Origin of the sequence: Paraburkholderia acidipaludis NBRC 101816, assembly GCF_000684975.1 — a bacterium.
GTDB lineage: Bacteria > Pseudomonadota > Gammaproteobacteria > Burkholderiales > Burkholderiaceae > Paraburkholderia > Paraburkholderia acidipaludis.
Genome location: NZ_BAXZ01000004.1, coordinates 1 through 12,640, shown reverse-complemented (window position 1 = coordinate 12,640; position 12,640 = coordinate 1). Strand labels below are relative to the sequence as shown.

The window sequence follows — 12,640 nt, the reverse complement described above, 5'->3', positions numbered from 1 at the left end:
GTTGCATTTGTCCACTCGAGCGGCCGTCCCTGGCTACCGGCGTGAAGTCTAAGGCAGTGATTTCGTCCCCGAAAAATACAATATTGGCATCTCCGCCATCACTTCAAAGCATACCGTCAGCTCCTCCATAAAACGCTCAACACAACAACAACGAGATCACGTCTGACGGTAAAGCGCATCGATAAATATTCGCCCTCGTTCACGATTGCCATAACCGCCTGACATAGCTCGCATCGAAAGTTTGTATTTTTCGCTTTGCCTCCTCCCGATTAACCTTTGCATACCGGCTGCAGTATTCGATTAAGTAGTCGTTCGCAGTCAATGGGCAAAGTTCTCGTATCAGGCAGCACATCGTTTCTTTATATCCACTTGAAGGAGCACATCATGAAAACGCTTGCAACGCTCATCCTCGCAATCAGCGCCCTCTCCGCTTCGGCAATGGCGTCTGCTCAAAGCACCGCGCCGGTCACGCGCGCGGAAGTCCGTGCGGAACTGGTTCAACTGGAAAAAGCCGGCTACAACCCGAACAGCGATGGCGATAACTATCCGGAAGACATTCAGGCCGCGGAAGCAAAAATTGCCGCCGAGCAGGCAAACAGCGCGGTCGGCGGATCGGCGATGTCGGGCACGTCGGAAGCCGGGGCGCCGGCCGCGGCAGCCAGCCATTGAGCCGTCTGCGTGCGTCGGGTAGGGGAAAGTCGCGCGCAGCCTGTTTCGGAACCGGATCGCGCACGGCTCATCCAGGCGGCGCCCCCTTACGTTCCACTATCAGTACCGGCACGCCCGTGGGCATCGTCGCGGGCGATGTCCACATCTGCCGAACGCTCCTGACGAAGACAGGGTGATGTGATGAAACCACTATCAGTACTCCTTGCCTTTCATATGGTATTGACGTCAGTGTCAATCTACCTCTCCGACGTCCTTCTGCGCACCGACAACAGCATTGCCGGCGCACTACTGCTCATTGTCGGGACATCGGCGCTCCAACTAGCTCGCCGACTTGTTCCGAAAGCGAGCTCCGAAATACTACGGTCAAGCTAATCTCCGGACGCCCTCTCGGGAGCCATAGTCCAACGCGTTCAGGCGCGCAAGCATACCGTCTCGCCCTGCCTGCACGGGCTGGTTATAGACGTCTCGGCGCGTAAGTTCATGCTCCGTCGAGAAGGTACGCACCGGCGCAGATTGCCGCGGCATATTGGCGCCCCCCATATCATGAAGGCATCGGAGTGATCATAAATATGTATTTTTAGTATATCTCGCGACTTCATAAACTGAACCCATATAGTCACCCAACGATGGGGGAACGACATGAAGCAGACCTCTGTATCGCTGCGCGCAACGAATCACCCGGGTTCGGAATGGCTGGAGAAGATCCGCCAATTCACGCCGAACTGGTTCGCTGTCACGATGGGCACCGGCGTGGTGTACCTTGTCCTCAATGCGCTACCCGGCGCGTCCCCCGTCAAGACGGCGGCGGCCGAATTTCTCTGGCATATAGACATCGGCCTGTATGCACTCTTCCTCGCGATGTTCGTCGGCCGCCTGGTGCTGTTCAGCGAAACGATCGAGCCGCTGCTGCACCATCCGCTGCAATCGATGTTTCTCGGCGCCATACCGATGGGCCTCGCGCCAATCGTGAACGGCATCGTGATTTTTGCCGGCGCACGCTACGGCAATGACGCATATTCCCTCGCACTGTATGTGTGGGGTGTCGATGCCGCGGTATCGCTCGCCGTCGCCATTGGTGTCCCGTACCTGATTTTCACGAGGCAGCAGCACAGCGTCGAACGACTGACCGCCGCCTTGCTGCTGCCGGTCGTCGCGCCTGAGGTGGCTGCGGCAAGTGCCGCTTTGCTTGCGCCCCATCTGCCTGCCCAGACGGCCCAGTTCGTGGTCGGTGTCGGGTATGTGCTGTGGGCCATCTCCGTGCCGCTCGCGTTCTCCATCCTGACTATCGTGCTGCTCCGTCTTGTGATTCACAAACTGCCGCATCGCGAACTGGGCGTTACCAGCTGGCTCACGCTCGGTCCGATAGGCACTGGCGCGCTCGGGCTCATCACGCTCGGCGACGCAGCGGTGAAGGCTTTCGCGAACACAGCGCTCCAGCCTGTGGCGACCGTTGCGCAGGCGTTCGGTGTGCTCGGCGCACTGCTGCTGTGGGGCGCCGGACTCTGGTGGCTCGCCTGCGCCGTACTCTTCATGTGGCGCTATCGCCGCGAGGGGTTGCCCTTCAATCTCGGCTGGTGGGGCTTCACCTTTCCGATCGGCGTCTACACGCTCGCCACGTTCAACCTCGCGCGAGTCACGCATTTCCACGGCTTCGCTCACTTCGGCCTGCTGCTGGCGGTGGTGCTCGATCTGCTCTGGGTCGCCGTGCTCGCCCGCACGATTCGCGGCCTGATGTTCGAGCGGCTCTTTCATGCGCCGTGCCTCGCCACGGCCCGCTCGTAAGCATTGCTTAGGGAAAATAAAAAAAAATTCCCCCGACGGATTGGAGGAGACTCATCCGGCGGGGGGAGAAAGGGCGCCTGTGACTATGACGCCCTGAGTCCTACCACTCACTCAACTTCAACTGAAATCGATCGACGCAGATTGGCGGTTTATACCGCGATTTATACCGAATTCCGTCTGAAAAACCGAGGCAAAGGCTCGCCGATAACGATCTGGTCACCCGCCAAGTGTAGAGAGCCACCCACACTCCGAAAAATACAATGATGGCATCGCCGCCATGACTTCCGCGCATGGCAGGCGAACCGCAAGGACAATGCTGAGGCTGGTGCTGATATCAAAAAGGCATCGCGCGAATATCATCAAGATATTTTTCCGCACCTCGACTGGCCGATATGCTGTGCCCACCTATCAGCCAAAGGAGATAGCGAATGGCGAAATGCAATTCAATCTGCCTTGCGCGGACCGACATCGACTCAGCCGGCGAGGCTCAGAAGCGATGACGCAGACCGGCCGCCACGACGACCTGCTCGTTACCGGACGCCGGCGTCAGACTGAAAACACCTGCGTCGAACGCGGGATTGTTGCCCCCACCGCTCACATGCTGATAGACACCTTCGAGGTAAAGATCGGTGCGTTTCGACAACTGGTAGTCGGCTTGCCCCATTACCTGGTTCCACTTCGGCTTGAGCGTTCCGGAGGCGGCATCGAATTGACCCATCGTGTACGTATAGGACGCACCAAGGCTGAACTCCGGCGTGAAGAAATATCGACTGTTGACTTCGAAGTTATCGAATTTGATATTGCTGCCCGTAAGCGACGCAATGCTGCCGCCCTGCCAGATGCCAGTCACGTCGTTGGTCGACGAGTGGGTCCATACAATCCCCACCTGCGAGTTGCCGAACATGTACTTCGCGCCGACACCGTAAATCTGCTGACGCCCGCCGGTCGTCAGCACGTTGGTGTCGGCGGTACTCGTCGCGCCTGCCGCGTTGGCATTTGCCGCCCCTGCGGCACGATCGATCTGAAGGAACGCGGCACCCACGCTAAACGTGCCATAAGCGTAGCTCGTACCGATGCTGTAGGCGCGGTTATTCGCGAACTCACCCGCGTCGTTCGAGAAGCCGTACATCGCCCCGACGCGCAAACCATCGAACGCCACGCTGCTGAATTTGATCGAGTTATTAAGCCTCAGATCATTCGCCAGGTTGTCGTTGTCATAGGGATGGTCGGCGAAGTTACCGCCGAATCCGGCGCCAACGGCCGAAAGCGGTGCAAGGTAATCCACGAGGAAGTCGTACTGGCGACCGAGCGTCAGCGCGCCATATTGCCTGTCGGTGAGCCCGACATAAGCCTGGCGCCCGAACAGATCACCGCCATTGTTGAACTTGCCGGTGGACGCGTTAAAGCCGTTCTCGAGCCAGAAAACGGCGCCGAGCCCGCCGCCAAGGTCCTCATTGCCGCGCAGGCCCCAACGCGTGGTCGACACGCTACCGCTATTGAGGAGCCAGCTACTTCCTCCACCGCTGTTTGCACCGCCCGTTCGCTGACTATTTACGTAGACCACGCCTTCGTCAACGATACCGAATAGCGTGACGCTACTTTGCGCATGAGCCGCACAAGTGAAAGACAGCGCCGATACCGCTGCCAAATACCGTAATTTCATGTTTGATTCTCCACTAACGACTGGATTGGGGCTTACCGAATTGAATGCCGGAACCACAAGGCTGCGCGAGTATAGGTCCGTATTCGGGTCTAACGAGTGGAGGACAACGGAAAAGCCAGGTTGCATCAGGTGCAAGCGTCTTTCATAAAAATTTAGTAGTCCATAAACCATGACTGAATCGTGCCAAACCCCGAAAAACAAGGCGATTTCTCGTGTGGAATTTTCTTTATCTGCGAAATTTCTTCTCGCGGAAGAACGTCAGGACACGCAATTCTGTTGTTCGATCAACAAGGTTGTGTCGCGGTTACAACGCTTTGTTGGCCGTAACGCAATTTCGCTCGTGCGAACCGCTGTCTTTGGCTACCCGGCGCTAACCATGTCAACGGCGTTCCGTATTCACCGAATGACGAGATAGGGGCCGCGCCTGCCGTGCTGACCTCGATAGACCCAAAGACACGCATTTCGCCGGAATGACATACGATGGACCACATACAATCAATCAGGGCGTTCGTTACCGTTGTCCGCCTCGGAAGTTTCACGAAGGCCGCCCGGCAATTGAGCGTCTCTCTCGCGTCCTTGTCTCGCGCCGTGAGCAACCTCGAGTCCCATACACAAACCCGACTCGTCAGTCGCTCATCGCGATTCGTCTCGCTGGCGCCGGGTGCCCGCGAGTATTTCAATACGTGTGTCGACGTGCTCGATCGCCTCTACGAGGGCGAACAACGCCTTCTAGACGATCGGGCTGCTTCGCGCGGCGTACTCCGCATCGCCGCTCATCCGATCGCAATCGAAGTGGGACTACCGGAGATCGTCCGTGAATATCAGCGCGATGCGCCCGAGGTCGAAATCGTGCTGAATATGCGTACACCCCCACTGCGTCTGGAGCAGGACAACTATGACGTAGCCATCTATCCTCCCGATCTCATTCTGGACGCCGACGCGGTTTGCCGCCGCATACTCAATTCGCCCATCTTGCTTGTGGCCAGCCATGACTATTTGAGCAGTTTCAAACTCGATCGCACGCAGCCTGACCTGAACGGTCACATTATTCTTTCCTGCCAAAACGACACAAAGCATGAAAGGGAGTTGCGCCTCGAACACGCCGGCAAAATTACAACGTTATCCCGTGGAAGCGTTCGAATGGACGTGGGCGAATCCACTGCGGTTCGGTTGGCGCTGTCGGGTTTCGGCATGGCCTTGCTGCCCGAGTTTCTGGCCGCGCCGTATCTGGCCAATGGAAAACTACGACTTGCATTTCCGGACCATAAGCTAATCGACGAGGTGGCAGCCCTTGGTGTCGCCTACCTGCGTCAAGGCACCATTGCGCACCGTGTCCGCAGCTTCGTGAATGCGTGCACGCGCTCCTTTGGTCTCGACAGTGCCGCGGACGTTCGGCGACCTGCTGGAATAGCCGCATAGCCGGCGGTAAAAACCAGGCCCCGGCAAGCAATGCCAGCCACCCTCGCCTCTAGCGTCATCGCGGCGGTGGAGCAATTCACGCGACGCGATATGCAAAGCGTGACGTGTCCGCCCGTAAGCTCCGACGCAGGTGAAAAATTCAGCTTATGGGCAAATGCACAGCCGACGCGGCCGTTGCCCGCGCACCCAGATACCCCGCGAACCCCTCCGCGAGCCGCCCGGCCCCGCTGGACCGCACGAGCCTTAGCACCTGCGATTCGTAAGGATTGCTCGATAGCGGCCGAAACACCGAACGTCCGCTGCCCGCACGACCGAGCGCCGCCGGCACGAGCGCGACGCCCATGCCGAACTCCACCATCGTCACCACGGTCTGCCACAACCGTGCCTCGTGCCGGATCTGCGGACTGAAGCCCGCCTCCACGCAGGTCGCGATGATCTGATCGTGATAGTGCGGAGAAACCGAACGCGGAAACAGGATGAACGGCTCGCGCGCGAGCGTGCGAAGCGCGATGTGCCGTTTGCGCGCGAACGCGTGGTCCACGGGCAGGCAGCACAGAAAGGGCTCGGAAAACAGCAGCTCGGATTGCACCTCGGTCGGAAAGCGCCCCCAGTGCGCGAAGCCGAGATCGATCTGCATGCGTTGCAGCGCGTGCACCTGCTCGGTCGTATTCATCTCCCGCAACACGACTTCCACCGCCGGGTGGTCGGCCTCGAAACGCCGCACCGCCTCGGGTAGCCCGCGATACAGCATCGAATTGACGAAGCCGACGCGCAGCCGCCCCGCGAGCCCATGCGCCGAGCGCGCCGCCACGCGCCTGACCTCGTCGGCCTGTTCGAGCAGCCGGCGCGCCTCCTCCAGCAGCACGTGGCCCGCGTTCGTGAGCGACACCGCCTTGTTGGTGCGCTCGAGCAGCTGCACGCCCAACTGCTCCTCGAACTTGCGGATGTCGAAGCTCAGCGCGGGCTGCGAAATGAAGAGCCGCCGCGCGGCCCGGCCGAAGTGCAGTTCCTCCGCCACGGCCACGAAGTAGCGCAGTTGCTTGAGTTCCATGACGGTGTCTCCGATGGTTTTTTTCGATAGATGCTGCTTATCGTACAGGACATCGTTTGTATTGGACCGTGATCGTTGCCGCGCCTAAGCTTGGCCGAATTGCACCGCGCCATGCGGGCGCAAAACAAGGAGACATTCGATGAGCGACCACTTTGTCGCCTCCGCTTCGGCCACGTCACCCGCCGCCGACGGCGCGGCCAACATTCCCGACAGCCGCGGCATCAATTTCTATACGAGCGACCCGAGCTATGCGCCGCTGCTGCGCAGCTACCTGGGCGACCTGGCGTTCGCCACCCTGGAGCCGAGGCTGCGCAGCCTCGGCCAGCGCGCCTCCGACGAACTCGACCAGTGGGCGCTCGCGGCGGACCACAATCCGCCCGTTCTGCGGCACCGCACGCGGCGCGGCGAAGCGCTCCAGCACCTCGACAAGCATCCCGACTACGTCGCGCTGGAGCGGGTTGCCTATGCCGAACTGGGCCTCGCGGCAATGAGCCACCAGTCCGCCCCGCCGGCTCCGCTCGTGAAGTACGCGCTCACCTACCTGTTCGTGCAGGCCGAATTCGGCCTCTGCTGCCCGGTGAGCATGACCGACTCCCTCACGCGCACGCTGCGCCGCTTCGGGTCGCCGGAGCTCGTGGCCCGCTATCTGCCGTTCCTCGCTTCGCAGGACTTCGACACGCTCTATCAAGGCGCGATGTTCATGACCGAGCAGGCGGCGGGCTCGGACGTCGCGCGCATCGCCACGCGCGCCACGCGCACGAGCGACGCACAGGGCCACGACGTATGGCGTCTCCACGGCGACAAATGGTTCTGCTCGAACGCCGACGCCGATCTGGCGATGGTGCTGGCGCGCCCCGACGATGCGCCACCGGGTATCAAGGGCCTCGCGCTCTTCCTGCTGCCGAAGACGCTGCCGGACGGCACGCGCAACGCCTACCGCATCGTGCGCCTGAAGGACAAGCTGGGCAGCCGCTCGATGGCGAGCGGCGAAATCGTGCTGGAGGGGGCACAAGCCTACCTGATCGGCGAAGTGGGCCGCGGCTTTCACCAGATGGCGGACATGATCAACATGTCGCGGCTTTCGAACGGCGTGCGCGCCGCGGGGCTCATGCGCCGCGCGGTGACCGAAGCGCTGCACGTCGCGCGTCATCGCGAAGCATTCGGGCGCAAGCTGATCGACATGCCGCTCATGCAGCGCCAGCTGCTCAAGATGATGCTGCCCGCCGAGCAGGCGCGCTCGATGTTCATGCGGATCGCCACGCTGCTCCCGCGCGCCGATCAGGGCGACGAGCTCGCCGCGAAATGCGTGCGCATTCTCACGCCGCTCATCAAGTTCCGCGCCTGCCGCGACGCCCGCCGCGTAACGGGCGACGCAATGGAAGTGCGCGGCGGCGTGGGCTATATCGAGGAATGGAGCGATGCGCGGCTCGTGCGCGATGCGCACCTGGGCTCGATCTGGGAAGGCACGAGCAACATCGTCGCGCTGGACGTCGCGCGCGCGGCGAAACGCGAAGGCGCACTGGACGCCCTTGCGCGCTATGTGCGCGCGGAGCTTGCCGAAGCGGGCCTGCCCGAAACGAGCGCGGCACTGCTGCGCGGCGTGTTCGAGCGCGCGGGCGCGGTGCTCGAGAGCGTGGCGGAATGCGGCCGCGACGAATCGGTGCGCCAGGCCGCTTCCGCGCTCTATCACGCCACCACGGCCGTTTTCATGGCCTGCGAAGCGGCGCGCGTCGCGCCCGACTACCGGCGCCTCGCCCTCGCGCATCTGATCGTGCGGCACAAGCTGCTGCCGCGCGACCCGCTGGAGCCCGATGCGCGGGACGCGCACGCGGCACCGTTGCGTGCCCTCGTGGAAGAGCACCCGCTCGCCCTCGCCGACGCAATGCAACTCCTGCCCGCACAATGAGACCGCGACGATGAGCGATAGCAAGCATAACCAATCATCTGCCGTAAACGGCGCGCTGCATGGCCTGCGTGTGATCGACCTGAGCCGCGTGCTGGGCGGCCCGTACTGCACACAGACCCTCGCCGACCACGGTGCCGAGGTCATCAAGCTCGAACCGCCCGGCGGCGACGAAACGCGTGGCTGGGGCCCGCCCTTCCTCGACGAGACCGCGTGGTACTACGTGGGCGTGAATCGCAACAAGCAGGGTATCGCGGTCGATCTCGCGCGCGAAGAAGGCCGCGAGATCCTTTGGCAACTGCTGGAAGGCGCCGACGTGCTCCTGGAGAACTTCAAGCCCGGCACGCTCGCGCGCTGGGGCATGGACTACGAGCGCGACCTGCGCCCGCGCTTTCCACGCCTCATCCATTGCGCCGTCTCCGGCTTCGGCGCGGACGGCCCGCTCGGCGGCCTGCCCGGCTACGACGCGGTGATCCAGGCGATGGCCGGGCTCATGAGCGTGAACGGCGAGCACGACGGCCCCGCGCTGCGCATCGGCCTGCCGATCGTGGACATGGTGACGGGCCTGAACGCGCTGGCGGGCATCCTGCTCGCGCTGGCCGAACGCGAAAAGAGCGGCCAGGGGCAGTCGGTCGATATTGCGCTCTACGACTGCGGCGTCTCGCTGCTGCATCCGCATCTGCCGAACTTCTTCGGCAACGGCCGCACGCCGCAGCGCAGCGGCAACGCCCATCCGAACATCGCGCCTTACGACAGCTATGCCACGCGCACCGCGCCGATCTTCCTCGCCGTAGGCAACGACCGGCAGTTCGCGAAGCTGTGCGCCCACCTGGGCGAGCCCGCGCTCGCCGACGACCCGCGTTTCGCGAACAACCGCAGCCGCTGCGCGCACCGGTCCGAGTTGAAGGCCGCACTCGAAGCGCGGCTCTCCGCCCACGAGTGCGAGCCGCTCGCGCGTGAACTCATGGCGCATGGCGTGCCGTGCGGCCCGGTGCAGACCGTCGATGCCGTGGTCGCGCATCCGCACACGCGGCACCGCGGCATGCTCGTGGAAATGGACGGCTATCGCGGCGCCGGCGCACCGGTCAAGCTCTCGCGCACACCCGCGACATACCGCACGAAGCCGCCCGCGCTCGGCGGGAACACGCGCGAGGTGCTCGACGCGCTCGGCATCGACCGCGAAACTCAGGCACGGCTGTTCGAGGCCGGGGTCGTGAAGGGCTGATCATCACCTGGCAGTGCCAATGGAATATAGACCGGCCCAAGCCGGCTCAACCGACCAAGGAGACAAACGATGTCCACGTCCGCAGCCCTTCCTCAGACAGCGCGGCAGCCCGCACGCGCCTCGCTCGCCGCCTTCGTCGGCACCACGATCGAGTGGTACGACTTCTACATCTACGCCACGGCCTCCGCGCTCATCTTCGGCAAGCTGTTCTTCCCGTCGAACGAGCCGTTCTACAGCACGCTGGCCTCGTTCGGCACATTCGCCGTCGGCTTTTTCGCACGGCCCTTCGGCGGCCTCGTGTTCGGCCATCTCGGCGACAGGATCGGCCGCAAGAAGGCGCTCGTCGCCACGCTCTCCATCATGGGCGCCGGCACCGTGGGCATCGGCTTCCTGCCGACCTACGCCAACGCCGGCGCGCTCGCGCCCGCCTTGCTCGTGCTGCTGCGCGTGGCGCAAGGCATCGCCATCGGCGGCGAATGGGGCGGCGCCGTCCTCATGGCCGGCGAACACGCGCCGCGCGAGCGGCGCACCTTCTTCGCCTCGTTCGCGCAGCTCGGCAGTCCCGCCGGCCTGATTCTCGCGCTGCTCGCGTTTCGCAGCGTCGCGCATCTCGACCACGACGCGCTCCTCGCCTGGGGTTGGCGCCTGCCGTTCCTCGCGAGCGCCGTGCTGCTCGTCGTGGGCCTCCTGATCCGTTCGGGCGTGCGGGAGTCGCCCGAGTTCGAAGCGCTCAAGGCGCAGCGGCGCACCGCGTCCATGCCGATCGTCGAGGTGCTGCGCGACGCCTGGCGCGGCGTGCTGCTGTGCCTCGGCGCAAACGTGATCGGCGTGGCGGGCGCGTGGTTCGTCAACACGTTCATGTTGAACTACACGACGCAGACGCTCGGCCTCGATCGCGCGCTGATCCTCGACTGCCTCTTCGTCGTCGCGTTCATTCAACTGTTCACGCAGCTCGCGTCGGGCTGGTTCGCCGAACGCGTGGGCTCGGGCCGCTTTCTCGTGGCGGCCGCAGGCCTCGCGATGCTCTCGCCCTATCCCATGTTCGTGCTCGTTTCAACGGGGCGCCCGGTCGCCATCGTAGTCGGCATTGCCGTTGCGGTGATGTGCATGTCGAGCTCGTATGCCGTCATGGCCGGCTTCATGACGAATGCGTTCCCGGTGCGCGTGCGCTACTCGGCCATCTCCATCTCGTACCAATGCTGCGCGGCGCTCGCGGGCGGCCTCACGCCGCTCGCCGGCACGCTGCTCGCGCACGACTTCCCTGGACAGTGGTGGCCGCTCGCGCTGTTCTATAGCGCGCTCGCGGGCACTTCGCTCGTCTGCATCGCCGTGCTGCAGCGCCGCCGGCCGTCGGCGGCACAGGCGGATATGGCCGGCGCGCTGCCGGAGTGAGTCTGCAGGCCCGGATTTCTTGGAGTCCTCAATAAGAGCAATCCACGCACGAGCAACGAGCCCATGCCTCGCCCCGCTGCTCAATCGAACAATGCAAGCGCTCGCCTGAGCGCCTGCACGAGATTTCTGGAAGTCGTGCTCCGGCGAGCGGAGAAAAAACCAAGCTCGACACCCTTTCCGTCACTCTGCGCGAGCACCTCGCGGCAGGATGCGTGAACCTCGGCCGCGCCGGTCGCCTCGACGATCCGCACGACGTTGTCGGCTGCGATTCCGCTACCCGGCATGACGACGATGCGCCCCGCCGCGCGCTCCATCAGTTCGGCCAGCGTATCGATTCCATCGATTGCCCGTGCCGCGCCGCCCGAAGTCAGCACACGTTCGAAGTCCAGCGCAACGGCTTCTTCAAGCGCGCGAACGGGATCGGGCACAAGGTCGAACACGCGATGCAACGTGGCGCCAAGACCGCGCGAACGTTCGCGCAGCGTGCGCAGCAACGCGACGTCGAGGCTGCCGTCCGGCTGCGCGGCGCCCAGCACCACGCCGGCAAGGGCAGCCGCGCGCACCACGTCGATTTCGGCCAGCATCGCTTCTCCATCGGCCCGCGACCAGCAAAAGCTGCGCGCATGAGGCCGGATCATTGCGTAGACCGGAATCGGTGCGCGCGCCGCCGCCGCGATCAACCCCGATGTGGGCGTAAGGCCGCCGAGGTCCAGCGCGGAGCAGAGTTCGATGCGGTCGGCGCCGCCCGCGATGGCGGCGTCGAGCCCCTCCACGCTATCGACGCACACTTCCAGCGTGATTCGCATAAGTGTTCCTGGTGTAGTTCATATTCGTAGAGCAAGATCGAAGCGCCTCGCCAGGCGAAACCCGGTGAGGAGCCTCTTCACGTCCGTCAAAAATGATAACGCGGCCCCGCTCGGCATCGACAAGCGGCAACCTCGGACGACACCGAAGGTAGCCCCAATAGCGTTGACGGCGCGCAAGGATGTTTCCCGATCAAGATATTATTATCTTGCCAAGCGATCTTGCCGCTTTTTTCATTCCGTCCCTTGTGAATCGTCTGCTTCGCCGCAGCGGTCGATCATGGCGCGCGGGAAAACACTGCGCGCATATCTCGAACAACGCTTCGCGCTTCAGTCATGTAGCTTGACGCTTCGAGATACACGTCCGTGCGCTATCCAGTTAAATAGGATTACATATCAAAGGATCGAGCATGGCGGAATCTGGCACGGCGGCACGACTTCTGACGGGCCGCCAGTCGGCGCACGTGGAACTGTACCGTCGCTACCCGCAGGACAAGGCACCGGCCGATGAGCAGAAGAAGCCGATGCCCGATGTGTCGGTGGTCGAATGGGAGGTGCACGAAGAGGTCTGCGAGCCGTACCGGATCAGGCTGCTGGTCTCGACACCGGGACCCGTGCCGCGCAGGGACATTCTCGGCCAGTGGGCGAAGTTCAGGTTCCAGACCCAGGAAGGCGCACCGGTTCGCGAGTTCCGTGGATTCGTCACGCGCTTTCACTCGGTGTCGAGCTCGCC

At 63.1% G+C, this 12,640-nt stretch carries 10 protein-coding genes; 7 read left to right on the top strand and 3 right to left on the bottom strand.

All coding sequences use genetic code 11. The features are described from left to right. The first annotated feature begins 321 nt into the window (after positions 1-321). Both BAC01S_RS05240 and BAC01S_RS05235 read left to right on the top strand, forming a co-directional pair. A complete protein-coding gene (locus BAC01S_RS05240) occupies positions 322-669 on the top strand; it encodes a DUF4148 domain-containing protein (protein ID WP_322786884.1) in 348 nt (115 codons plus the stop codon). A 639-nt stretch (positions 670-1,308) separates the two neighbouring features. After that, positions 1,309-2,451, top strand: a complete 1,143-nt coding sequence (locus BAC01S_RS05235; RefSeq protein ID WP_043201266.1) for a TDT family transporter — start codon at positions 1,309-1,311, stop codon at positions 2,449-2,451. 487 nt (positions 2,452-2,938) lie between these two features. Here BAC01S_RS05235 and BAC01S_RS05230 read toward each other — a convergent pair whose 3' ends face one another. Then, on the bottom strand, positions 2,939-4,114 hold the full coding sequence (locus BAC01S_RS05230) for a porin (RefSeq protein ID WP_043201259.1): 1,176 nt from the start codon (positions 4,112-4,114) through the stop codon (positions 2,939-2,941). Between the two features lie 480 nt (positions 4,115-4,594). Between BAC01S_RS05230 and BAC01S_RS05225 the strand changes: the two genes are divergently transcribed. Further along, a complete protein-coding gene (locus tag BAC01S_RS05225; RefSeq protein ID WP_027793812.1) occupies positions 4,595-5,533 on the top strand; it encodes a LysR family transcriptional regulator in 939 nt (312 codons plus the stop codon). 139 nt (positions 5,534-5,672) lie between these two features. On the opposite strand, the gene BAC01S_RS05220 is transcribed toward BAC01S_RS05225, so the two are convergent. Then, a complete protein-coding gene (locus BAC01S_RS05220; protein ID WP_027793811.1) occupies positions 5,673-6,584 on the bottom strand; it encodes a LysR family transcriptional regulator in 912 nt (303 codons plus the stop codon). A gap of 139 nt (positions 6,585-6,723) precedes the next feature. Here BAC01S_RS05220 and BAC01S_RS05215 point away from each other — a divergent pair, with 139 nt between their 5' ends. The 3 genes from BAC01S_RS05215 (at position 6,724) to BAC01S_RS05205 (ending at position 11,104) form a co-directional block, all read left to right on the top strand. Next, complete coding sequence (locus tag BAC01S_RS05215; protein ID WP_027793810.1) at positions 6,724-8,490, top strand: acyl-CoA dehydrogenase family protein; 1,767 nt, start codon at positions 6,724-6,726, stop codon at positions 8,488-8,490. A gap of 10 nt (positions 8,491-8,500) precedes the next feature. Continuing rightward, the gene (locus BAC01S_RS05210) at positions 8,501-9,712 is read left to right on the top strand and encodes a CaiB/BaiF CoA transferase family protein (RefSeq protein WP_027793809.1); all 1,212 of its coding nucleotides are present in this window, start codon (positions 8,501-8,503) and stop codon (positions 9,710-9,712) included. 69 nt (positions 9,713-9,781) lie between these two features. Then, positions 9,782-11,104: an MFS transporter gene (locus tag BAC01S_RS05205; protein WP_027793808.1), complete on the top strand. Its 1,323-nt coding sequence runs from the start codon at positions 9,782-9,784 to the stop codon at positions 11,102-11,104. Between the two features lie 80 nt (positions 11,105-11,184). Here the strand turns inward: BAC01S_RS05205 and BAC01S_RS05200 are convergent, their stop codons facing one another. Further along, positions 11,185-11,910, bottom strand: a complete 726-nt coding sequence (locus BAC01S_RS05200; RefSeq protein WP_027793807.1) for a copper homeostasis protein CutC — start codon at positions 11,908-11,910, stop codon at positions 11,185-11,187. Between the two features lie 407 nt (positions 11,911-12,317). Here BAC01S_RS05200 and BAC01S_RS30345 point away from each other — a divergent pair. Continuing rightward, a partial coding sequence (locus BAC01S_RS30345) for a hypothetical protein (protein WP_043201245.1) occupies positions 12,318-12,640 on the top strand: 323 nt, incomplete at its 3' end.